Annotated in this window: 27 protein-coding genes and 1 tRNA gene; 15 read left to right on the plus strand and 13 right to left on the minus strand. The window is 67.1% G+C overall.

Annotated elements, in window-relative coordinates:
• Positions 1 to 151: 151 nt before the first annotated feature.
• Positions 152 to 1,246, minus strand: coding sequence for an Mrp/NBP35 family ATP-binding protein (locus BUB57_RS02000; protein WP_073061188.1), 1,095 nt, complete (start codon positions 1,244 to 1,246; stop codon positions 152 to 154).
• Positions 1,247 to 1,729: 483 nt separating this feature from the next.
• On the opposite strand from BUB57_RS02000, the gene rlmJ reads away from it, so the two are divergent.
• Positions 1,730 to 2,506 (plus strand): 23S rRNA (adenine(2030)-N(6))-methyltransferase RlmJ, encoded by a 777-nt coding sequence (rlmJ, locus tag BUB57_RS02010; RefSeq protein ID WP_073061195.1) that lies wholly within the window; start codon positions 1,730 to 1,732, stop codon positions 2,504 to 2,506.
• A 4-nt stretch (positions 2,507 to 2,510) separates the two neighbouring features.
• Here rlmJ and BUB57_RS02015 read toward each other — a convergent pair whose 3' ends face one another.
• Both BUB57_RS02015 and BUB57_RS02020 read right to left on the minus strand, forming a co-directional pair.
• Positions 2,511 to 2,867, minus strand: coding sequence for a chaperone modulator CbpM (locus tag BUB57_RS02015; RefSeq protein WP_073061198.1), 357 nt, complete (start codon positions 2,865 to 2,867; stop codon positions 2,511 to 2,513).
• Positions 2,864 to 3,805: a DnaJ C-terminal domain-containing protein gene (locus tag BUB57_RS02020; RefSeq protein ID WP_073061201.1), complete on the minus strand. Its 942-nt coding sequence runs from the start codon at positions 3,803 to 3,805 to the stop codon at positions 2,864 to 2,866. The genes BUB57_RS02015 and BUB57_RS02020 overlap by 4 nt, the downstream gene beginning before the upstream one ends.
• A 207-nt stretch (positions 3,806 to 4,012) precedes the next feature.
• Between BUB57_RS02020 and BUB57_RS02025 the strand changes: the two genes are divergently transcribed.
• Positions 4,013 to 4,089: transfer RNA gene (locus tag BUB57_RS02025), tRNA-Met, on the plus strand.
• On the opposite strand, the gene BUB57_RS17345 is transcribed toward BUB57_RS02025, so the two are convergent.
• The 7 genes from BUB57_RS17345 to BUB57_RS17225 form a co-directional block, all read right to left on the minus strand.
• A complete protein-coding gene (locus tag BUB57_RS17345; RefSeq protein ID WP_073062043.1) occupies positions 4,046 to 5,680 on the minus strand; it encodes a recombinase family protein in 1,635 nt (544 codons plus the stop codon). The genes BUB57_RS02025 and BUB57_RS17345 overlap by 44 nt on opposite strands.
• A gap of 165 nt (positions 5,681 to 5,845) precedes the next feature.
• Positions 5,846 to 6,523, minus strand: coding sequence for a hypothetical protein (locus BUB57_RS02035; protein ID WP_073061204.1), 678 nt, complete (start codon positions 6,521 to 6,523; stop codon positions 5,846 to 5,848).
• Positions 6,511 to 6,837 carry a hypothetical protein gene (locus tag BUB57_RS02040; RefSeq protein ID WP_143159566.1) on the minus strand — a complete coding sequence of 109 codons (327 nt, stop codon included), beginning with the start codon at positions 6,835 to 6,837 and terminating at the stop codon, positions 6,511 to 6,513. The genes BUB57_RS02035 and BUB57_RS02040 overlap by 13 nt, the downstream gene beginning before the upstream one ends.
• Positions 6,834 to 6,962: a hypothetical protein gene (locus BUB57_RS17220; RefSeq protein WP_268801850.1), complete on the minus strand. Its 129-nt coding sequence runs from the start codon at positions 6,960 to 6,962 to the stop codon at positions 6,834 to 6,836. The genes BUB57_RS02040 and BUB57_RS17220 overlap by 4 nt, the downstream gene beginning before the upstream one ends.
• Positions 6,959 to 8,002 carry a hypothetical protein gene (locus BUB57_RS16845; protein WP_200796391.1) on the minus strand — a complete coding sequence of 348 codons (1,044 nt, stop codon included), beginning with the start codon at positions 8,000 to 8,002 and terminating at the stop codon, positions 6,959 to 6,961. The genes BUB57_RS17220 and BUB57_RS16845 overlap by 4 nt, the downstream gene beginning before the upstream one ends.
• A 66-nt stretch (positions 8,003 to 8,068) precedes the next feature.
• Positions 8,069 to 8,401: a hypothetical protein gene (locus BUB57_RS02055; protein ID WP_143159567.1), complete on the minus strand. Its 333-nt coding sequence runs from the start codon at positions 8,399 to 8,401 to the stop codon at positions 8,069 to 8,071.
• Positions 8,398 to 8,523 carry a hypothetical protein gene (locus tag BUB57_RS17225; protein ID WP_268801851.1) on the minus strand — a complete coding sequence of 42 codons (126 nt, stop codon included), beginning with the start codon at positions 8,521 to 8,523 and terminating at the stop codon, positions 8,398 to 8,400. Before BUB57_RS17225 ends, BUB57_RS02055 begins: the two co-directional genes overlap by 4 nt.
• Positions 8,524 to 8,688: 165 nt before the next feature.
• Here BUB57_RS17225 and BUB57_RS02065 point away from each other — a divergent pair, with 165 nt between their 5' ends.
• Positions 8,689 to 8,958, plus strand: a complete 270-nt coding sequence (locus BUB57_RS02065) for a hypothetical protein (RefSeq protein WP_073061218.1) — start codon at positions 8,689 to 8,691, stop codon at positions 8,956 to 8,958.
• On the opposite strand, the gene BUB57_RS02070 is transcribed toward BUB57_RS02065, so the two are convergent.
• From BUB57_RS02070 to BUB57_RS02080, 3 genes are all read right to left on the minus strand, one after another.
• Positions 8,949 to 9,371, minus strand: a complete 423-nt coding sequence (locus BUB57_RS02070) for a hypothetical protein (RefSeq protein ID WP_143159568.1) — start codon at positions 9,369 to 9,371, stop codon at positions 8,949 to 8,951. The two genes, BUB57_RS02065 and BUB57_RS02070, sit on opposite strands and share 10 nt — an antisense overlap.
• 253 nt (positions 9,372 to 9,624) lie before the next feature.
• Positions 9,625 to 10,539 carry a DUF7946 domain-containing protein gene (locus tag BUB57_RS02075; RefSeq protein ID WP_143159569.1) on the minus strand — a complete coding sequence of 305 codons (915 nt, stop codon included), beginning with the start codon at positions 10,537 to 10,539 and terminating at the stop codon, positions 9,625 to 9,627.
• Positions 10,540 to 10,674: 135 nt separating this feature from the next.
• Positions 10,675 to 11,013 carry a hypothetical protein gene (locus BUB57_RS02080; protein ID WP_073062047.1) on the minus strand — a complete coding sequence of 113 codons (339 nt, stop codon included), beginning with the start codon at positions 11,011 to 11,013 and terminating at the stop codon, positions 10,675 to 10,677.
• 130 nt (positions 11,014 to 11,143) lie between these two features.
• Between BUB57_RS02080 and BUB57_RS02085 the strand changes: the two genes are divergently transcribed.
• From BUB57_RS02085 to BUB57_RS02135, 12 genes are all read left to right on the plus strand, one after another.
• Entirely contained in the window at positions 11,144 to 11,452 is a 309-nt protein-coding gene (locus BUB57_RS02085; protein WP_073061228.1) for a hypothetical protein, read from the plus strand.
• Positions 11,424 to 11,774 (plus strand): hypothetical protein, encoded by a 351-nt coding sequence (locus tag BUB57_RS16410; RefSeq protein ID WP_143159570.1) that lies wholly within the window; start codon positions 11,424 to 11,426, stop codon positions 11,772 to 11,774. Before BUB57_RS02085 ends, BUB57_RS16410 begins: the two co-directional genes overlap by 29 nt.
• 381 nt (positions 11,775 to 12,155) lie before the next feature.
• The gene (locus BUB57_RS02090) at positions 12,156 to 12,452 is read left to right on the plus strand and encodes a hypothetical protein (RefSeq protein ID WP_073061232.1); all 297 of its coding nucleotides are present in this window, start codon (positions 12,156 to 12,158) and stop codon (positions 12,450 to 12,452) included.
• Positions 12,449 to 13,420, plus strand: a complete 972-nt coding sequence (locus BUB57_RS02095; RefSeq protein WP_073061235.1) for an SANT/Myb-like DNA-binding domain-containing protein — start codon at positions 12,449 to 12,451, stop codon at positions 13,418 to 13,420. The genes BUB57_RS02090 and BUB57_RS02095 overlap by 4 nt, the downstream gene beginning before the upstream one ends.
• Positions 13,421 to 13,424: 4 nt before the next feature.
• On the plus strand, positions 13,425 to 14,561 hold the full coding sequence (locus tag BUB57_RS02100) for a DUF7146 domain-containing protein (RefSeq protein ID WP_073061238.1): 1,137 nt from the start codon (positions 13,425 to 13,427) through the stop codon (positions 14,559 to 14,561).
• A gap of 1 nt (position 14,562) precedes the next feature.
• Positions 14,563 to 14,865 (plus strand): DUF6378 domain-containing protein, encoded by a 303-nt coding sequence (locus BUB57_RS02105; protein ID WP_073061241.1) that lies wholly within the window; start codon positions 14,563 to 14,565, stop codon positions 14,863 to 14,865.
• Positions 14,862 to 16,775, plus strand: a complete 1,914-nt coding sequence (locus BUB57_RS02110; protein ID WP_073061243.1) for a DNA primase family protein — start codon at positions 14,862 to 14,864, stop codon at positions 16,773 to 16,775. The genes BUB57_RS02105 and BUB57_RS02110 overlap by 4 nt, the downstream gene beginning before the upstream one ends.
• A gap of 376 nt (positions 16,776 to 17,151) precedes the next feature.
• Positions 17,152 to 17,877 (plus strand): hypothetical protein, encoded by a 726-nt coding sequence (locus BUB57_RS02115; RefSeq protein WP_143159571.1) that lies wholly within the window; start codon positions 17,152 to 17,154, stop codon positions 17,875 to 17,877.
• Positions 17,878 to 17,996: 119 nt separating this feature from the next.
• Entirely contained in the window at positions 17,997 to 18,335 is a 339-nt protein-coding gene (locus BUB57_RS16980) for an HNH endonuclease (RefSeq protein WP_073061246.1), read from the plus strand.
• Between the two features lie 123 nt (positions 18,336 to 18,458).
• Positions 18,459 to 18,953 (plus strand): helix-turn-helix domain containing protein, encoded by a 495-nt coding sequence (locus tag BUB57_RS02125; RefSeq protein WP_073061248.1) that lies wholly within the window; start codon positions 18,459 to 18,461, stop codon positions 18,951 to 18,953.
• A 109-nt stretch (positions 18,954 to 19,062) separates the two neighbouring features.
• Positions 19,063 to 20,661 (plus strand): terminase large subunit, encoded by a 1,599-nt coding sequence (locus BUB57_RS02130; protein ID WP_234951949.1) that lies wholly within the window; start codon positions 19,063 to 19,065, stop codon positions 20,659 to 20,661.
• Positions 20,661 to 21,905: a phage portal protein gene (locus BUB57_RS02135; RefSeq protein ID WP_073061256.1), complete on the plus strand. Its 1,245-nt coding sequence runs from the start codon at positions 20,661 to 20,663 to the stop codon at positions 21,903 to 21,905. Before BUB57_RS02130 ends, BUB57_RS02135 begins: the two co-directional genes overlap by 1 nt.

The raw sequence follows: 21,905 nt of genomic DNA on the forward strand, positions 1-21,905 counted from the left end.
GGAAAACGCCGGGAATCACGGGTGTTCACGGCGCCGCGATTCGACCTTGCAACGCAGCGGCGGCGGGCTGTCCCATGCTTTCCCGGCGCCACGGCCGGTTCCCATGATTTCCCGGAACCGGGCGGTCCGTCGCCATGGCGGAGGGGGTGGGTCACGCCATTCCGTCCTCGATCAGGCGGCGCGCCAGCCGCGCATAGGCCTCGGCCACCGGCCCCTCGCCCGCAGCCACGGGGCGTCCCGAATCGCCGGCCAGCCGCACCGACAGGTCCAGCGGCACCTCGCCCAGGAACGGCAGGCCGCGCGACGCCGCTTCGGCCGCGACGCCGCCATGGCCGAACAGATGCGCTTCGTGCCCGCAATTGGGGCAGACATAGGACGACATGTTCTCGACCAGCCCCAGCACCGGGGTCCTGAGCTTGTCGAACATGTCGATCGCCCGGCGCGCATCGATCAGCGCCACGTCCTGCGGGGTCGACACGATCACCGCGCCGGTGACCGGCGCCTTCTGGCACAGGCTCAGCTGCACGTCGCCGGTGCCGGGCGGCAGGTCCACCAGCAGCACGTCGAGCTCGCCCCAGGCGACCTGGTTGAGCATCTGCTGCAGCGCGCCCATCAGCATCGGGCCGCGCCAGACCACCGCCTCGCCCTCTTTCATCATCAGCCCCAGCGACATCATGGTGACGCCGTAGGCATGGACCGGGATGATGCGGTCGTTTTCGCTGCGCGGGCGTTCGGTGACGCCCAGCATCCGCGGCTGGCTGGGGCCATAGATATCGGCGTCCAGCACGCCGACGCGGCGCCCGGCCCGGGCCAGCGCCACCGCGAGGTTGGTGGTCAGCGTCGATTTCCCGACCCCGCCCTTGCCCGAGCCGATGGCGACGATGCGCTGCACCCCGGGGATCGCCTGCGGCCCGGCCTGCGGGGTGGGATGGCGGCCCAGCTTGAGACTGGGCGGCGGCGTCCCCGCCCCGCCCGAGCTGGCCGCGACCGAGGGCGCACGCCCGGCCGGGGCCGTGGTCACGATGCGCACCCGCTGGAACCCCAGCGCGCGCAGCCGCGATTCGGCCTCTTTCTCGGCGCTCTGCAGGGCGCGGGCCAGCATGGGATCGGCGGCCTCGATGACGAAACTCACCTCGTCGTCGCTGACGTTGAGCGCGCGGATCAGGTCCGAATCGACCAGATTGCCACCGCCTGGAACCGCGATGCCCGAAAGCTCCTGCAAAACCCTGTCGCGATTCCCCGCCATGACATCCGCCCCCTTGTCTGCATTGATGGTCACTGGCGATATAGGGCGAGCGGACCCGGGCAGCCAGCCGCACGCCCCTCCACCATGGGCAGCGGCATGACGCCGCACCGCAGCAATGCAAGGGGTTTGCACCGGGTGACGTTGCGTCGCACGCATAGGTTATGCAACCAGAGTGTGCACGCGGGCGATTCTCGCCAAGTCCAATCACGGTTGGTTAAATCTTTGTTAACGAGGCGCCCCGAATCCATGCGCAGGATGCATGGCAGGTCAGCGTTAAGTGGCATTGTGCATCCGCAGCATCTCGGCCATATTGTGCCCATGGATCGCAGCCGACCTCCTCCCCGGCGATCGATCCAGATGCAACGCCGCCCTCTCCTCCTCCCTGGGCGCGTTGTCGGCGGCGGCCCCTCTCCTCCTCCCCGGGGTCGCCGCTTTAACCCCCCGCCGCTTCCCTTCCCCCCGCACCATCGCTAGGCACGGCGCATGTTGTCCTATCAGCACGCCTATCATGCCGGGAACCTGGCCGACGTGCACAAGCACGCGCTGCTGGCGACGGCCTTGGCGCGGCTGACCGAAAAGCCGAAGCCCCTGAGCTATATCGAGACCCACACCGGGCGCGGGCTATACGACCTGTCGGGGACCGAGGCGCTGAAGACCGGCGAGGCCGCCCATGGCATCGCCCGCGCCGAATCGTCGGGCTGGCTGCCCCCGCAGCACCCGCTGAACGCGGCGCTGGCCGCGGTCCGCACCCGCTTCGGCGCCGATTGCTATCCCGGATCGCCGCTGATCGCCGCGCATTTCCTGCGCCCGGGCGATTCGGCGCATCTGGCGGAACTGCACCCGGCCGAGCACGCGGCGCTGGCGCAGGTGGCGGGATTTGCCCGGCTGTACGCGCAGGACGGTTTCGCCATGGGGAATGCGCTGATCCCGCCCACCCCGCGGCGCGGGATGCTGCTGATCGACCCCAGCTATGAGATCAAGGCCGACTACGACCGCATCCCCGGCTGGATCGCCCGCATGGCGCGCAAGTGGAACGTGGGGGTGATCGCGCTGTGGTATCCGATCCTGTCCGACGCGCGACACCGGGCGATGGCCGACTCGCTGGCCGCGGCGCATCCCGGCGCGCTGCGCTCGGAAGTGCGGTTTCCACCGGCGCGGGCGGGACACGGGATGGTGGGGTCGGGGGTGTTCGTCATCAACCCGCCCTATGGGCTGGAGGACGAGGCCGCGCGGCTGGCGGCATTGTTCGCCGCGCTGTAGGGCACTAGCGGCGGCGGATGCGCAGCACCCGGGTCTGGCGGATGACGCCGCGCAGCCGGGCGCGGGTCTCTGGCGGCTCGGCGGCCAGCGCGCCCAGCACCGCGCGCATCTCGCCTTTCAGCCCGTGCAGCTGGTCGATCAGCGACAGCACCAGCGCCAGCGCATCGGCGTCCAGCTGGAACGCGTCCTCCAACTCCAGCGCCAGTTGCACCCGCGCCGCGTCGATGTCGCGGAACCGCGGCGCGCCCTCTTCAAGCACCGGCTGCACGATCCCCGCATCGGTCAGCGCATCCAGCGCCGCGTCCGACAGCTCGGGGATCAGCGCCAGGATCTCGTCCCGGCTCATCGAGCGGCTGGTCATCGTCCTCCCCTCCTCCGGGTGGCGCGCGGGTCGTAGGCGTGATCCTTGCGCCAGGTCTCGATGAAGCGGGCCAGCTCGTCGTCGACCTTGGGCGGCATCACCACCCGCAGCTCGACATGCTGGTCGCCGCGCTTACCCCCCGCACCCTGCAGCCCGCGCCCGCGCAGCCGTAGCTTCTGCCCGCTCGACGCGCCGCGGGGGATGGTCAGCATCACCGGGCCGTCGATGGTCTGCACCTCGACCCGGCCGCCGAGCACCGCCTCGTCCAGCGAGATCGGCAGCACGGTGGTCACGTCGTCGCCCTCGGGCCGCCAGTCGGGGTCCTCGCGCACGCTCAGGGTCAGCAGCGCATCGCCGGGGGGCGCCTCGCCCATGCCGGGGCCGCCCTTGCCGCGCAAGCGGATGGTCTGGCCGTCGCGGGTGCCGGCGGGGATGTTCACGTCCAGCACCTGCCCCTCCGGCAGGGTGATGCGGGTGGTGCCGCCGCGGGCCGCGGTCAGGAAATCGACCTCGAGCGTGTAGCGATAATCCTGCCCGCGCATGTCGAAGCTGCGGCCGCCCGCGCCCGGCCGCGCACCGGCGCGGAAGCCGCCGCGCCCGCCCTCGCCGAACAGATCGGCGAACACGTCCGAGAAGTCGCCGAAATCCGCCTGCCCGCGATAGGGGTTGTCGGGCGATTCGGAAAAGTCGCGATAGTAGCGGCGCTGCGGGCGTTCCTGTCCCTGCGCGTCGATCTCTCCGCGGTCGAATCGGGCGCGCTGCTCGGGGTCGCGCAGCAGGTCATAGGCGGCCGAGGCGGCCTTGAAGCGTTCATGCGCCGCCGGATCGTCGGTCAGATCGGGGTGATCCGTCCGGGCGATCTTGCGATATGCCTTCTTGATTTCGGCGTCAGTGGCCGTGCGGGACACCCCCAGCGCGGCATACGGATCATCCGCCATTCCCAACCCCTTGCTCTCACTGCTGCAACGCCCTGCGGGCGCGCCCGGTTTCCTGTGGATTTCCTGCCCGGCCGGACCCGGTTAGGCAAGCACCCCGCGCCCCGCGGCCAGCTGGCAGGGGCCGCGCCAGAAATCCGCTTGACGCAGGCGCGCGCACGCCCTACATCCCCCGCACCCCTCGCGGGCCCATGGTTCGCGACGCATCGGGGCGGAGTAGCTCAGCTGGTTAGAGCAGCGGAATCATAATCCGCGTGTCGGGGGTTCGAGTCCCTCCTCCGCTACCACAGCACCCCCCGACAGCCGTCGTTTCAGGGTCGGCGCATCGATCAGGGCGCGCAACTTGCCTGCCACCGTGATCTCCATCTGCCCTTTGGCAGTTTCCGAGATCGTCACGGTTTCGATCAGTCCCCGCAGGATCTCCGCATAGCGCGTGGTCTCGGAGCTGTTGTCGGTGCCCATGATTTGGGCCAGCTTAGCAAGGTCCAAGCGATAGCCGACCAGGGCCGCCGGGTGCAGCATCACCGGCGTGATCGCCGGCGGCTCATCCTCCAGCTCGGCCTTGGCTGACGCGAGCTCCTCACAGCGGGCCTCGTAATCGGCCGCCAACCGGTCGGTATTGCCGATGCCGCGTGCGACAAAGTCGATCAGGCGGCTAACCTCCGCGTCGAGCTGCTTGATACGGCTCTCGAGCTTGGAGCGCCGGCGCAGCATCCCGGCCGCATATTCGGCACGCGCCTTGTTGTACTCGCTGACATAGAGGTCGAGCATCGCCGGCTTTTGCAGCTCGCCGCGCAGCAGGCCGATGACCTGTTCCTCGACCACGTCCAGATACCACGTGCGCGGCTTGGGGCAGGTGCGGCTTTGCACATGCCGGGTGCAGCCGATTCGCACCCGACCGCTGCGGTCCTTGCCTTTAACCGACATCCCGCCGCCACAGGCGCCGCACCGCAGGAGACCGGACAGCGGCCGCGTGGGGCGGCGCATCTTGGCGCGGTCGGAATGCGATGTCGTGCGGTCGGGCGTGATCATTGCCTGCACCTGATCCCATACCGCATCGTCGATGATTCGCAGGTGCGGGGCGTCGTGATGCAGCCAGTTTTCGGCAGGATTCGAGCGAGACACCCGCCGGCCGGTCTCGGGATCCGTCACAAAACGGGTCTTGTTCCAGACGATGCGCCCCACATACAGATCATTGCGGAGGATGCCGGATCGGCGCTCGGCCCAGCCGTAGATCGTGCTGGCCTGCCAGGCGCGGGCGCCGCGGGGCATCGGGCATTTGTCCTTTGTCAGCCCGTGAGCGATCTCAACAGCTGATCGCCCATCGGCAAATTCCTGAAAGATGCGCCTGATGATTTCGGCCTCCTCGGGCACGATCACCAGCTCGCCCCTTTCCGTCGGGTGCGGCCGATATCCAAAGGCCCGCCCCCCGGCAGTGCGACCCCGGCTTATATTGCCGGTCATCCCGCGGCGGATCTTGCGGGCGTTGTCCTCGCGAAACAGCTGCCCGACCAAGCCGCGCAGGCCAACTGTCACGGTGTTGGCCACGCCCTCATGCACCGCGCGGATCTCGATCCCGGCGAAGGACAGCCGCTTATGGATGCCGGCGAGATCCTCCATGTCGCGTGCGAGGCGGTCTAGCTCCTCGACGATCACGGCATCGAACAGCCCCTCTCTCGCATCCGCGAGGAGCTGCAGCAGCCCGTCTCTCCGGAAAATCGAGGCGCCGGATTGGGCAGCGTCCGAGTAAAATTGCTGGATGGCCATCCCGTTGGCGAGCGCATAGCGGGTGATAAGGGCCTGCTGATCCTCGATCGAAAGCTCGTTTTGCAGGTCGGTAGAATATCGGCTGTAGCCGACGGCCCTTATGATGGCCATGTTACTGCCTCCCGGCCTCCAGCGAAGCCATGTGGTCTTGCCAAGCCCGTCTGCGGGCGAGCTGGATGATAAGGTCGCGGGCCGCCTTATCAATAGCCCCGAAATCGTCAGGCTCGGTCTGGCCGGTGGCGGCTCGCACAATAGGGTTGGCCGAGACTGGATGCGTCATGCTGCGGCCTCCTGCAGCGCATGCCCGCCCCATTGCTCGGCCGCGGCGCGCATCATCCCGGGGAACGACCTGCTGCGCAGGCGAGCGCGCTCCGGCCCTGGCGGCATCCGGTGCACACGGTTCCAGAGCTTCCATTCGGCGGACCCGCGCTCGGGTTCGGGCAGGCGGTTGGTCGGCCGCAGCGGCGGCAGGCCGCGCAGATACCACCCCGTCGCCTTGTATGCTGGCTCGCCGAACCAATGTGGCTGCACCATCTGCGGCGTCGGCAGGTCGGCAGGCATCCGGTCCCGCGCGAGATCGTTCATCTCGGGGTTCTCGATCGCGACCCGGAGGATGGGCGCCTCCCAGCACGTCAAAAAAACATGCACACCCAGCTCGAACTCGGCTCGCATGTCGGCCCAGCTGCGACCGCGCGGCAGTTGCTTGGGCGGCGTCCATTTGCCGGGACCGGACATCCAGCGGCGGCCGGACCGGCACAGTCTTGTGCAGGGCGGGTGCATGACGGCCAGCAGGTCCCAGCCCTCGGTCAGGATGCCGTCTCGCACGTCGCAGATGATATGGCGATTGCTGCCGTCCTCGGCCGGATCGAGGTCGCAGGACCAGACATCATGCCCCAGCGCGGCAAAGGCGCGCCGCGCGATGCCGCTGGTCTCGCAGGCGATCAGGACCCGCATAGCGCCGCCAGTGCCAAGTCAGCGGCTACCTGCGCCGCCATGCACATCAGCACGTCGCGCCAGGCGGCGAGCTTGCGCGCACGATCCAGATCACGCTCGAGCCGCTTTGCGGCCCGGCTCTGCGCGTGGGACTCAGCCGCCGCCCAAGCTGTGTTGCAGTAGTCGATCGCCCGGGCCAGCCGCCGCAGATCGTCGGGATCGCCCTGAAAGGTCAAATGCCCGCCGACTGCGGCTGCGACCCGCAGGCGATCGGCCATGATCAGGCCGAACCCGCCGGCCGGGCGCAGATCGAGAAACTGCTGCAGCATGGTCACGGCCCCGCCCACCACCCGAACAGGGTGAGCCCCAGCCAGATCCAGCCCGGCAGGGCGAGCATTGCCATGGCCAGCAGCCACAGGATCAGCGCGGGGCGAGGTGCGTGGTGGCGATCGGTGGTCATTGCGGGACCTCCCTCGCCGTCGGTTCATGATATCGACCCTCGACCCGCGCGAGATATTCGCGGAGCATCGCGATCATGTCCTCGCGCTGGCCGTTACTGATGTAGTTGACGCGACCACCTTCGATCTTGCCAAATTCCGCCACGAGCAAGATGAATCCGATTTTCGGCTTCTTGCCGGGCTTTCGGTCTCCGTTCAGGATTTCGTCGATCCCAGCCGCGAGCGCGTTCATGTTGCGGCGGTACTCCGCCTGGATGGGATCGGCCATCAGAACCTCCACCCCAGTCGCGCTTCTATGCGCTCGGCATCGTCGGCCTTGGTGTAAGCCAGGCCGCCCAGCAGCTGCCGGGTCAGCGCCACGTCGATGCCGGCGCCGTAGACCGGGGCGTCCTGCGCCAGGTCGAAGCCCGCCGTGAGATACGGCAGCACGCGGCCGAGGCTGTAGCCGCCCTGCGCCATCAGCAAGGGTGCTGTCCTCGCCGCCGACACGGGCATAGCTCGCCTCGACTCCGATCACCGCACCAGCCGCCAGCTGGCGCCTGTAGCCCGCAAACACGCCGGCGGTGCTGTCGCTGCTGCGGATCGTTTCGGTGCCAGTCTGCACAGTCTCTGCGCCCGTCGTCTCGGTCCATTCGCGCACGATCACCGGCGGCGCGCCGTCCACCGTGGCGGTCGCCCAGCCGGCGTCCGGCGTGTGGGCCAGCAGGTTGGCGCAGGTGGTCTGATACGCAAACCCCGGATAACTGATCGCATAGACCCGATCCGGGTCCGCGCAGCCGCTGGCCGACAGGTCGCGGTGCAGGTCGGCCTTGGTGTAGGGCCGGGTCTCGCGGTGCGTCTCGGTCAGCTCGCGATCTTCGTAGCTCGCGCGGGTGCTCTTGGTCCGCTGGGTGCCGTAGGACAGGCCGGCATAGGCGCCGGTCCAGTTGTGGGCGGCGGCCGCCGGGCGAGCCACAGGCGGGGCGTCGGTGATCGGGGCGACGTAGCCGCCGGCGAAGGCGGGGCTGGTCAGCAGCAGGGCTGCGGTGGTCAGGATACGCATGGGGTCTCCGTCTGCGTGAGATTGCATCTGGCTGCGCCCCGCGGTCCGAGGCGCAACGGGCTGCAATCATCGGAGTCGCGCCGGCTCCAGGCGCTTGAGCTGGTCACGCGCCTTGGCCAGCCAGGCGTCGATCAGCACGGCCAAGCCGCGGACGCTGGTGACAGTGATGCCGTGCAGCTGCAGGCGGCTGGGATCGGTCAGTCCGACTCGGGCCTTGGCGCCGTGCTGGCGTCGGATGTGGCGCAGCAACTCCTCGGCCGCGGCGCGGTGCCGGTCATGGCTGGCGATCCAGCTGCCATTGGCGTCCGCGCCGATCCGCGGCAGCGCGGCGTGGCGCGGCTCGATGTCGGCGATTGCGGCCCGCAGCAGGGTGGCGCGGTCGGTGATCTGCACGGTCATGCTGCGGTGCCCCCGGTCGCGGCCGCGGCGGTGCGGCGGTGGCGCAGGTCGGCCAAGGCGACCAGCCAGGCGGCATGACGTTCGTCAGAGCCTTCGGCCAGCGCCGCGGGAGGGTTAGCCACCAGGGCGCGCGCCCGGGCGATTGTCTGCGGTTCGGTCCGGGCAACCGCATTTGCGGCTGCAATCCGCTCTGGATCGCGCCAGTCGAAGCTGGGCACCGCCGATCCCGTCGCGCTATCCTTGCCCCCGGTCGCCGAGCGGCGCGACAGGAACAGGAGTGCGACGGCATGGACACCACGATGGACGAGATTCTTCACCGTCTGGAACAGGTGGAGCAGCGGCTTGAAAGTCTGGAAATTGCGGCGCGGCAGGGCGGTGTGTGGACCGCGCCGGGCGGTAAGGACTTCACGCAGGCCGATCTCGTGCTGTGGCTCGAGCACCTGATGCGCTCTCTCTCGGATGCGCACGCCAGACTGGACCGCGCGAACCTCGGCGGGCCGCAGGATGGTCGCGAGGCGCTGGACGCGTGGGGTCGGGTGTACTTTCGTCATCCCTGATCCCCCTCGATTGGGCGATCGTCCGGGATGATCTGGAAATCTCCGAACACCGCCCGCGCGATCAGGGTGCCTCCGGGCGTGATTTCTGCATGCATCCAGTCGACCTCGGAAAGCCCAAGGTGCCGACGCGCGCGTTTGATCTGGACGGGTGTCGGCATCCGGTTGAGAGGCAGCGGCCAGAACAGCTCTTCCCGGACCGGCGAAGGGTCGACACGATAAATCGCGGCGACTTCCTCAAGGTTTATCAGGGTGTCTTCGTTAGATGCGAGGCCGTGAAACCCGATGCGCTTGGCGCTTTGGATTGTCCGGGCGAGCGCGCCGGCGCTCACAGCAAATTCCTGCCTCTCGCCGCTTTTGAAAAGCACCCCGATCCGCTCGTGGGCGCTGGCCTGGTCCTTGTCGTCGCTGTCCATCCTGACCTCCATCGGGTTGCGATGCCCGGCGGATCAGCGGATGCGTCTTCGCGCCGGGTAAGGTCAAGGTGGTTCAGATAATATGGACTGTCAACATGTATTGTTCATATTTTCTGGACTTCATGATTCGGCCGGGCGATCAGGAACCATGCCAACGCCGGGCGGCGACACATGAAAAAGCCCGCCGGTGAGGGCAGGCTTTTGGGTAAAACTCTGATCGTGCACTAAGTTGCGGCCTGCCAGAGCCGGCCAGCTATGCTTCGGGTGTGCCAGTCACAATCTGCGCGCTGATGGCATGGAACGTCTTTATCGGTCCGTCGATTATGCGCGTAGTCTTCCCTGTGAGAGTGATGGGCAGGCTCTCCGCGTAAGCGCGCTTGTAAACATTTCCCGGTCGTTCAAACTCAGGGTCTCCGATGATGGCAGGAAGGATGCGCTCACCCTCAGCGTCTTCGGGGTCGAACACAAACAGCACACGCCGCTGGTCTCGGATGCCCTCGATGCGAAACGTCATGTCCAAGATGTCGCTGACCTCTAGATCTTCCTTGGCACGGATTGCATCTGCCGTCGCTTCATCGACCACGGGGCTATCGCCCCTGGCGCGCGCCGCGAACGTCGATGCCGATTTACCAATCGGTGCGACTGCCAGCTTTGCTGCGCCATGAAGTGCGAGCGCTTGGTCATGAAGAAGCTGGCGCATATGCTCTCGCTGATGCCGCATGTCCGCATAGACGGCGTCACGCTCGCGTTGTCGATCCTCATGGGCGCGCTCCCGCTCCGCCGCCAGCAGATCAAGCATTTTGTCCATAATTTTGTCCGCCTCTCGGCGCCGTCCGCCGAACCAGAGCATAACATAGTTTATGAAATGTTCTATCAGGTTGGACTGGATAGCCCCGGTGAAGTCAGGGAGCAAGGGGAGCAAACCCGGTGCTGTTTGCGTGATCCACGCAAGCTCGAAGCTGCCCGCACGCGGCTCACCAACGGTCATCACCAGTGAGCTTGAACGCGGCGCTTTTTTCTGGACGATGCCCGTTTCCAGCGCGCCGTAGAGCGATGAAACGATGCGATCCAGGCCCATCAACGCAGGGCTGAGGTCGCGCGCGGGAAGCCGGTGCATCGTGGCCATCAGACCATCATAGGAAAACGACCCAAAGGCAATGTCGCCCAAAACAGTCCCCTCACTCTCTGCCGGTCTCGCGCCAGACAGTCTGCGCCAGCTTGCCGCGGCGCGACCTTCGGGGTTGATCCGTCGGCGGATGTTCGCTTAACGTTCCAGAAAGGCGGAGGGGCGCAGTGTCGAGGATCATGTTTGCAGTTGCTGCCCTCGCGGTGCGGCTCGGGATCGACCTGAACTTTCTTTTCGATCCCATTCATCGGTCGCGGCTTCAAGCGCTGGGAAAAGCCGTTCCTGCACATCGCCGGGCAACTGCGAAAAGTCGCCATTCATCATGAAGTTGAAGTCGATACGATGCGCTCGATAGAGATATTTCAGGATGTCTCGATTTGGATATGTCGACCCGGACATGGCGTTGCTCAGGACTGTCTTCGACACGCCTGTCGCCTTGGCCAAGTCGAGATGTTGCTTCAGCCCGGTAACAATGAAGGCCGCGCGCAGCCTTATGGCTGCCGCCTCAAGCCCCATGTCGTTCACGCGGGCCAGTCTGGTTTTGTGCTCCAAGTCCATGAGGCAACTATCGCCTGCGGTCCAGATATTTTGAACAATCCATCATCTGGACATTGACAGTCCAGTTTATCTGAACCAGATTGGCTGCATGGAACGCATCTATGCCCACTCTGTCTCTTCGATCTGCGACGCGCTCGGCCGCAAGAAAATCGCCGATGTCATTGGCGTTCGACTGACCTCGGTCAGCAATGCTGTGTCGTGCGGGCAATTCCCAGCACGATGGTTCGACGCGATCGAGAAGCTTTGCGCGGATGCGGGCATTGCCTGCCCTCGCCATCTGTTCAGCTTCGCCGGTGTCGAAAAGACACATGTGGGCATGGATGCCCCTCAACCCGCCGCATCCGCGGCCTCCAACAACGAGCCCAACCATGACACCTCTCCCGACGACGCTGCGTGACCGGGGTATCCCGGCTCGCGCCCAAACCTCTCGTATCAACGATTTCGCACCGCAGGGCGGGCGGGGCCGCAGCCGCAGCTCGGCCCGGCGTGCGCATGTCTGGGCGGCCGATCCGGGCCGGCGGCGCGATGAATTCACGCAGCGCTGGTCGCGGTTGATCATGGTCAGTTTTGCCAGCCCCGAGGCCTGCGCCCTGTGGGCCGACCAGACCACCCAGACCGCGCGCAACTGGATCGAGGGCTGCAACCGCCCTTACGGCGACGTGGTGACACAGGCCTGGCTGACCCTGCCGGATTTCGCCCGGATCATGGGGGAGGAGTGATTGTCGCGATCCCGCCTAGGCGGGTGATCAGGGTCCTCGGGGCGGAGGAGACGGTGGGGGCGCAGTCCCTGGCCGAAACCCCGCCACGGTTCCGGCCGCTCCGAGGCGGGCACGAACCGGGACTGTGGAACCTGCGGCTGGCCCGGCCGAGAGCTGCCCCATGGCAGCGGGGCAAATTACGCCGGATGCGGGTGACTGCCTGCCCGCCCCCGGCTGACTGGCGCGGCGGGGCTCTGCCGTCCCGCCGCGCATTTTAGGAGATCCCGCGCCCGGCCGAACCGGGCCGGGCAGCTGCGGGGCCGCCGGTGGCAACCCCAGATCCTCCCTCGGGGCGGTCCCGCAGCGACAAAAAGACTGGACATTGATGACGGACCCCGCCCCATGAAGCTGACCGTGCATGATCATGCGCTGATCCACGCGCTGCATTATCTGATCAGCGCCCCGTGGGACGAGCGCGAGGGGCACATCGACATGGTGTTGTCCATCCTGCGCGACGTGCTGCCCGGGGTCAGCCGCGGCAATCCGGCCTTGGCGCCGATGGTGGCATTGTCCGAGCAGATGCTGAGCGTCCGCGGCGATATTGCCTGCCTGTATCCCAACATCCGTCACGCCTGCCACGCCTGGCACCGGCTGCGCCTGGCCGCCGCGTGGGAGCATATCAACGAGGGCTCGAGATGACCGATTTGACGATCCGCCTGGGCGATCTGCACCAACTGGCCGGGCTGCTGCCCGAGGCGACCCCGCCCCGGATGGTGGCCGAGGTCGCGCAATGGGCGGTTGAGCTGGCTGAGGTCAAGGCGGGCTGCGACCTGATCGGTGGCGATTGTTTCGCCGCGCGCGTAATCGGGGATTTCGAGGTCATCGAGGATGACGCGCCTGAGCCCCCGGAGCCTGCCGAGACGGAGCCCGCACCTGCACTGAGGGCAGAAGCCCAGGAGCCCGCAGCGGCGCGCCCATGGACGCCAGCGGAAGATGAAACCCTGCTATCTATGTTCGCCAGCGGCGCGAAGCTGGGGGATATCGCCGAAGCCCTGGGCCGCACCGAGATCGGCGTGAATACGCGCCGGCAGCGGCTGTTGCCGACCGATCCGCGCGCCAATATCCCGCAGCGGGCACGGCCCTGGACCGAGGCCGAGGACGAGACCCTGCTGGCGATGTATCAGTCAGGCGCGCGGTTGGGCGAGATCGCCGAAGCGGTCGGGCGCACGGTCCGTGCGGTGGATGTCCGGCGGCACCGGCTGGCAAGGACGGATCCGCGCGCGACCCCCGCAGTCAAGGGCAGCGCGGTCGCTGCATCAACTGAGACCGCAAAGCGCCGGCGGGTGAAGCCCCGCAAGGCCAAGCCCCCACAAACGGCGGCCGCGCCCGCGGTCCCGGACGGTGTGGCCCATCTGGTGGACTGCTTGGCCGAGCTGGATGACAATTTCGAGCCGGCCGATGACGAGCTGCTGGTGCGCCAGCGCTATCTCGGGGTCGGATTTGCCGATATCGCCGCCGAGCTGGGCTGCGACGAGGCCACCGCCAAGGCGCGGTGGCGCGAGATCCTGAAATGCGGCGTCAAGCACGCCGGCGGCATCGTCACCGAAAAGGGCTGGGACGAGTTGCGCGCCGCGGTTGCGCAGCGGGCGGCCGAGGTCGAGGGCTGATCCTGTGTCCGCCGCAGACGATATCCGCCTGCAGCAGGCACATGCGATCCCGATCGCCGAGGTCGCTGACCGGCTGGGCATCGCAGGGCTGCAGCGGGCCGGCGGCGAGCTGGTCGGCCCATGTCCCCGCTGCGGCGGTAAGGATCGGTTTGGGCTCAACCTGACCTCGGGGGTGTTTCAGTGCCGAAAGGATTGCGGCGCCAACAGCCGCGGCGACCAGGTATCACTCGTCCGGTTTGTTCTGGACATGAGCTTTCCCCAAGCCCTGGAATGGCTGGTGGGGCCGCGCGAGGAACTTACCCCGGCGCAGCGGCGCGAGATCGAGCAGCGCGCCGAGCGAAACCGCCGCCGTCGCGCCGAGGCCGAGGCACGTCAGCGCGAGCAGGCTATCGCCGCCGCGCGCGACATCTGGTCCCGGTCAGTCTCGGCCGAGGGCACGCCGGTGCGCGACTACCTTACCCTGCGAGCGATTACACCGCAGCTGCTGCCGGTCATGCCCGGATGTCTGCGCTACATGGCCGATTGCCCCTATACCGTCCCGGACGAGGATCAGCGCGGCAAATGGCGGGTGATCCACCGCGGCCCGGCGATGATCGCAGCGGTGCAGGCCCCTGACCGCCGCCTGACCGCCGTGCATCGCACCTGGCTGGATCTGGATCAGCCCTCGGGCAAGGCGGTGATCGTCGATCCGCTGGGGCGGCGCAGCGATCTGCCCGCCAAGAAGGTGCTGGGGTCGAAAAAGGGCGGCGCGATCCGCCTGCGCAGCCCGGCCGGCGCCACCACCATAATCATGGGCGAGGGCATCGAGACGACGCTGTCCGGGCTGGCCGGCGAGAGCGTCCACCCCGGCGCCGCTTTCTGGGCCGGCGTGGACCTGGGCAACATGGCCGGCCGCCGCAAGCTTGGCCCCGGCCTGAAATATGCCGGCCTGCCTGATCTGGATGATGCCGAGGCCTTCGTGCCCCCGCCCCAGATCGCACGGCTGATCTTTATCCAGGACGGCGACAGCGACCCGCGCCTGACGCGCGCCATGCTCGAATCCGGGCTGCGCAGGGCCATGGCGCGGCGTCCCGGCCTGCAAGGCTCGATCGTATTCCCGGGACCGGGGCGCGATCTGAACGATGTATTGAGGGGTGATTAATTTGCAGTCCCGATCTGAAATCCTGGACGAGGCCAAGCGCATCGTCACCCGCGACCGCAACAACACCTATGGCGAGCCCGCGGCGCTGTTTGCGGCGATCTCGCTGGCCTGGGACGCGCTGGACATGGCGCGAGGCGACCGGGCGCATGACGGCCGCGACGTGGCGCTGAAATTCGCGGTGTTCAAGGCGGTGCGCGCCTCGGCCGCGCCTGACCACATGGATTCATGGATCGATGGTTGCGGGTATTTTGCCTGCGGCGGCGAGATCGAGGCCGCGACTTTGCGCGTGGTCTCCGCGCCATGACCGAGCAAACCCCGGCCGAACGGGCACGAGAGATCATCGCCCAGCCCGAGCCCGTCGAGCTGCCCGAGGGCCTGACCACGGATGCCGACGCCGACGCTCCGCCCCCGGCCGATCTGCCGCCGCTGGACAGCTATGACGACGATTATCCTGGCGGCGATGCGCCCCCCGCGGCCCCCGATTCAGGGGATGACCCGTTCCGGGACTGCGCTGGCTATCAGCTCAACGACTACGGCAACGGTCGCCGATTCGTGCGCCACCACGGCCAGGACGTGATGCAGGTCCCACGCATGGGATTTTATGTCTGGACCGGCTCGGTCTGGCGCCGGGACCCAGACGAAATCGAGGTCCGAAAGCTGGCGCAGGACCTGGGCGAAAAGATCGAACAGGAGATCCCGCATCTGGCGCTCGAAGAATGGCAGATGAAGGTCCTGACCGAAGGCCAGGCCTTGAAACGCCGCGCGCGGGAACTCGAGCGGGCGGCCGAGGGCGGCGGCGCCGATGCGGATGCTGCCCGGGACGAGCTGGCGCGACTGGACGGGCAGCTGGCCCGCCTGGCCGGGATCGAAAAGTTGATGAACAGCGTCCGCAAGGATCATCACGGCTGGGCGAAAACCAGCGGCAACAGCGGGCGGATCGACGCAATGCTGAAAGAGGCCTCGCCTCGCATCGCCCGCGCACATGACCAGCTGGATGCCGCGCCGCTCGATGTGGCCTGCCTCAACGGGGTGCTGCGCTTTGCGGTGGATCGCGACGATCCCGCAGCCGGCTATATCGGTGCCGGCGCCTCCCTCCAGCTGGTGCCGCACGATCGAGCCCAGCTGATCACCAAGCAGATGCCCGTGGTCTATGACCCCGCGGCCACCGCGCCACGATTCGACGCGTTCCTTCGGCGTGTGCTTCCGGATCAGGAGATCCGCGAATTCATCCAGCGCTGGTTCGGCCTGTCGATGACCGCGCTGACCGGCGAGCAAAAGCTGGTGTTCCTGCACGGGATGGGCGCCAACGGTAAGTCGGTGCTGGTCGACGTGCTCGCCAAGATCCTCGGCGACTATTCCGCCACAGCCAAGATCGAGACCTTGACCGGTCAGGGCAAGCGCGACGGCGCGGCGGCTACCCCGGACCTGATTCCGCTGATGGGGGCCAGGTCGGTGCGCGCGGCCGAGCCCGAGGAGGGCGAGCGGTTTCGCGAGGCCCTGATCAAGGAGCTGACAGGGGGCGAGCCGATCAACGTCCGCCCCAACTACGGCGAGTTCATCACCGTGCTGCCGGTATTCAAGTTGACGATCAGCGGCAACCACAAGCCCGAGATCAGGGGCCGCGATGACGGCATCTGGCGAAGGTTTCTGCTGGTGCCGTTCGATGTGACGATTCCCCCGGCCGAGCGCGACCCCGATCTGGGCGCCAAGCTGTTCGAGGAGCGGTCGGGGATCCTCAACTGGCTGATCGAGGGGCTGCTGTCCTATCTCGATGGCGGCCTGCGCGAGCCCGAGGCGGTCGCCACGGCCACCCAGGAGTATCGCGAGGAAAGCGACCCGCTCGGGCATTTCCTGGAAAATGCGTGTGTGGTCAGCGGCCAGCCCGAAGACAGCGAGTTCGTCCGCGACCTCGTCCAGGCGTTCCAGTTCTGGCAGGACGAGCAGGGCGGCGCCGTCTGGCAGCCGGGCACGATCCAGCGCCAGCTGAAAGACAAGATGCGACGATGGGTCAGCCCCAGTACGGGCAAGAAATTCACCCCGCGCAAGTCCAACGGCGTCATGCGCTATGACGGCATCCGCTTCAACGACGTGTTCGGGCCGCGCTTTAGGTCTGCACCTCGCGACAACCACGGGCGCCCGCTTGCGGGCAGGTCTTCGGACGACCAGGACGTCGCTGACCGCTCGCATGTGCGGGATTTCAGCGATGATTTCTGACCCCCGCACCCCCTTTTGGTCACGCCAGCAGGGAACATCTGCGTCCCTCGGGGAGGCTGGGGACTGTCGAGCATCCCCGGCTTTTCTGCGCCTTCTCAAGGGGTTCGGGGGTTCAGGGAGTGCAGGGAGGCGATTTCACCCCTTCACACGCGCGCGTATAATCCAAGGGTCCGGGATGGCGATTGCTCTTATGCGTAGCGTGGCTTTTGCCTCCCTGCACTCCCTGCCCCGTCCACCCTGTTGGTTTCATTGCCGAATATGCGGCTTGTGATCTTCCCTCAATCCTCCCTGTCCATCTTCAATCCTCCCTATTCTCCCTTTCCATGAACAACGAAAAACAACAGGTGGTATGACAGTGAAAGCGGAGCGCAATATCTTGAAGCCAACCCCCGGGAAGCCGGGCCAAGCGGGCCGTGATCTGGATGCTGAGCGCCAGCGGCTGGCCGCGATCATCGCTGCAGCCACGCCGCCGACCGAGTGCGGCCCGGACATCGTACCGGCGCCGGCCCGCGGCCGCTGCGTGCTGGTCCCGCACATCGCGATGGCGCCGAGCGGCACCGACGCCCGCGGCGAACAGAAGTGGGTCCCGGCAGCCACCGGCTACGGTCACCGCGCCAGCGTCCGCCAGATGGACGTGTTCGACCGGATGGTGCTGGCCGCCAGGCGCGGGCGCCGCCCTGCCCCGTTGACCCCCGGGCAGATCGCGGTTGCCCGGCGCTACCGCGACCTGGTCGAGCGCCATGACGCGGGCGGCATCCGCTGCAGCGACCTCGACCGCGCCACCGGGGACGGGACCGGCCGGGACTTCATGGACGCCTATCTGGCCGAGGGCCGCGAGATCGAGGCGATCCGCCGCCGGATCGGTGGTGGCGCATCGCTGGCTGTCCGCCGCATCCGCCCCTCAACCCGCGGCGGCCCGGCCCGGCGCGCCATCCTCGACCGCGCGCTGGTGGACATGGTCTGCCTGGGCGACCGCACCCTGTCCGAGGTGCTGCGGGGGCATGGATGGCAGGTAGATGGTCGCCATCGCGCTGCCCTCACAGAGGCGCTGAGCGGGGCGCTGGACCGCATGATCGGTTATCGGGGCAAAAAAACTTCTTGACCCTTATACCCGCCCATGGCAAGGGAATCATTAATATCTGGAATTGCGCCCGCAGGGATCATCCCCTTGCGGGCGCTTCTCGTTGCGGCCTGTCTCGGCTGCGCAACCCAAGGGACAGCATGGCTCGACTTCGGCAGCTCGCACCGCGAGGGCATCAGCTGGTGCTGCGCGGCGGTGCGCGCGAGGCGGCACCGCGGATGCGCGACCGGGTCGACCGCTGGCGCGGCTGGTATAAGACGGCCGAATGGCGCCAGCTTCGCTGGTCCGTGCTGGTCGACGCGCTGTTCACCTGCCGCCGCTGCGGCCACATCGGCACCGGCCCCGATCTGGTGGCCGACCACATCACCCCGCATCGCGGGGACCGCGATCTGTTCTACGACCGCGCGAACCTGCAATGCCTGTGCAAGCCCTGCCACGATGGCGCCAAGCAGCGCGAGGAGCGCCGCGGCCAGCCGTAGCGTGCGGCCTGCGCGCCAATCGACGGCCGCCCCTGCCCGAAGTGCCGAAAGGGGGGGTGGGTCAAAGTCTGGGGGCCTGCCGGGCCGGGACCCGCGCCCCCCTCAAGCGGAGATTTTTTTCTGGTGAGCGTGAATTTCGACCTGTTCGGGAACCCGGTTCGGGACGGTCACGGCAAGCGCGGCCGCCCGCCGTTCGAGGTGACGCCGGAAAAGTCCAATAAAATCAGGCTCGGCTTGGCGCTCGGCTGGTCAAATGACCGCATCGCCAATGCGATTGCTTGTTCGCCGGCGACCCTGAAGCGGTATTTTAGAGCCGAGCTGGCCGAGCGGACCATGGCGCGCGACCAGATGGAGTTGCGGCGTTTCGAGCTGATCATGGCCGAGGCCAACAAGGGCAATGTCGGCGCGATCAAGGAATTGGGGCGGATGCTGGAACGCAATGACAGCGTCCTGGCCGGCCAGCGATTCGATGATGCGCAGCGGCGCGGCCAAGAGCAGACCAAGGCCGCCAAGCCGCTCGGGAAGAAAGAAGCGGCGCAACTCGCGGCGGAAACTGCGGGGGGCGAGGGGTCGTTGTGGGGCGAGGACCTGACACCGGGCTTCGGGCGCCCGAACTGACATGACCGCTCCGAACCGTCCCGATGCCTGGTCCACGGCCGTGCCGGATTGGGAGGATCGGATTATGGGGCAGCGGTCCCTTGTGCCCGATCTGCCGCTCTACGACGCGGTGGCCGAAAAGGCGCTGCGCATCTTCAAACGGCTACGGGTGCCGGACATCATCGGCACCCCGACCTATGGCGAGGTTTGCGGGGACTGGGTGTTCGAGTTCGTGCGCGCCGTCTTCGGCAGCTACGATCCGGACACCAAGCGCCGGATGATCCGGGAGTTCTTCTTACTGGTGCCGAAGAAGAACGGGAAATCCTCGATCGCTGCGGCGATCATGGTCACGGCGCTGATCCTCAACGAGCGTCCGCTCTGCGAGCTGCTGCTGATCGCCCCGACAATCGCGGTCGCAGCCATCAGCTACGATCAGGCCCTTGGGATCATCGCACTGGACGAAGAGCTGGGCAAACTGCTGCACCTGCAGCCGCACCTGAAGACGATCACGCACCGGATCACGGGCGCCATCCTGATGATCAAGTCGGCCGACCCCAAGGTGGTGACGGGCACCAAGGCCGCCTATGTGCTGATCGACGAGCTGCACGAGTTCGCGGAGATGTCGCGGGCCGCGGCGGTGATGCGCGAGATCAAGGGCGGGCTGGCGGCGCGGCCGGACGGTTTCTTGCTGACGATCACCACCCAATCGAAGAAGCCGCCTGCCGGCGTGTTCCGGTCGGAGCTGGAGAAAGCGCGGGCGGTTCGGGATGGCGCCATCGCCCTGCCCCTGCTGCCGGTGCTGTATGAACTGCCGCTGTCGGAGTCGAAGGACGGGGGATGGAAAGACCCCAAGACCTGGCCGCTGGTCAACCCGGCCCTGGGCGCCTCGGTCCAGCCGGAATTCCTGGCTGACGAGCTGGTGGCGGCCGAGGCGGACGGCATCGAGGCGTTGATCCTGCTGGCCAGCCAGCACTTCAACGTCCAGATCGGCATGGGGCTGCGCGCCGACCGCTGGCCGGGGGCGCTGCACTGGGAACCTTGCGGGGACAAGGCCCTGACGCTGAAGGAGCTGATGGCGCGGTCCAAGGTCTGCGCGGTCGGCATCGATGGCGGCGGGCTGGATGACCTGTTCGCGATGTCGGTGATCGGGCGCGAAACCGGCACGCGCAACTGGCTGCACTGGGCCCACGCTTGGGCGTTCCCGGACGTACTGGCCTATCGCAAGGAGATCGCGCCCAGGCTGCATGATTTCGAGCGCGACGGCGATCTGACCATCTGCGAGGCGGTTGGAGATGATGTGCGCGGAGCTGTTGAGGTGATCCTGCAGTTGGAAGAGGCCGGGCTGCTGCCGATCGACAGCCCGGCCATCGGCCTGGATGCCGCTGGGATCGCGGAACTGCTGGACGAGTTGGACGCCGTGGGCATTGGCGAAGACCGCTGGGTCAGCGTCGGCCAAGGCTGGAAGCTGCAGCAGGCGGTGCTGACGCTGCCGCGGCGGCTGAAGGATCGCAAGTTGATACACGGCGCCAGCGAAATGATGGCGTGGAACGTCGGCAACGCCAAAACCGAACTCAAGGGGAGCAACTACATCGTGACCAAGCAGGTGGCCGGAAGCGCGAAGATCGACGCCCTGATGGCGACCTTCAACGCCGCGATGCTCATGTTCGGAAATCCGGAAGCCCCGGCGTCGATCGACGATTTCCTGTCCAGCCCGATCATGGTGGTGTGATGGACAAGCCCCTGGCCGTGCTGGATCGCTTCGGTCGCCCGTTGGCGGCGGTCAGCGACCTGACCAAGGAACAGCGGCTGACGCTGGCCGGCGGCGACCTGGGCTATTACGTTGCCACCAACGCCAGCGGCAAGACGGTAACGCTGTCGTCGGCGCTGACCGTGTCGGCGGTCTGGGCCTGCATTGCGCGCAGCGCCCAGGTGATGGCCGCGCTGCCCCTGGACGTCTATCGCAAGACCTCGACCGGGCGGAAGAAGATATCGGGTCCGGTCGATGATCTGATCGGCCTGTCGCCGAATGCCGACCAGACCCCGGTTGAGTTCTGGGAGGGGATGCTGTCGTGGCTGCTGGCCACGGGCAATGCCTATGCCGAGATCGACGAGATCAACGGCCGCCCGGTCGCCCTGCTGCCGTTGCCGTCGGTCCTTGTGAAACCGATCCGCAACCCGGTCACCCGGGAATTGATGTATGAAGTCCGCGAGCCTGGCATGAGCCGGCCGCGGGTGCTCAAGCAAAAGCAGGTCCTGCACCTGCGCGGCTGGGGCTTCGGGGGTGACGAGGGGATGTCGCCCATCCGCTGGGGCACGCAGTCAATCGGTGCCGCGATGGCAGCGGACGAGGCGTCCGGCAGCATGTTCGGGGCAGGCATGCAGGCATCCGGCATCCTGAAGACGAACCAGCGCGTCAACGAACGCCAGCGCCCGGAGATCCAGAAGCTGCTGGAGAGCTACAGCGGCTCGAGCCGCGCCGGCAAAATCATGGTGCTGGAAGCCGGAATGGAGTTCCAGCAGCTGTCGCTGAACCCGGATGACGCGCAGATGTTGGAGACCCGGCGATTTTCGATCGAGGAGGTCTGCCGCTGGTTCGGGGTGCCGCCCATCGTGATCGGCCATTCGGCCGAGGGGCAGACTATGTGGGGGACCGGGGTCGAGCAGATATTCCTGTCGTGGATGCAGCTCGGCATCAACCCGGTCCTGCACAAGATCGAGCAGCGCATCCGCAAGCAGCTGATCCCGCTGCGCGAGCAGCGCGAGGTGTATGCGGAATTCAACCGCGAGGGCTTGCTGCAGATGGACAGCAAGGCCAAGTCCGAATTCCTGCGGGCGATGACCACGAACGGGATCATGTCGCGCGACGAGGCCCGCGACAAGCTGAACCTCGAGCGCCGCGGCGGCGTGGCGGACGATCTGATGGTGCAGACGGCCATGTCGCCCATCGACCTGCTGAACGAAAGGATGGGCTGA

The organism is Paracoccus solventivorans, assembly GCF_900142875.1.
GTDB classification, from domain to species: Bacteria; Pseudomonadota; Alphaproteobacteria; order Rhodobacterales; family Rhodobacteraceae; genus Paracoccus; species Paracoccus solventivorans.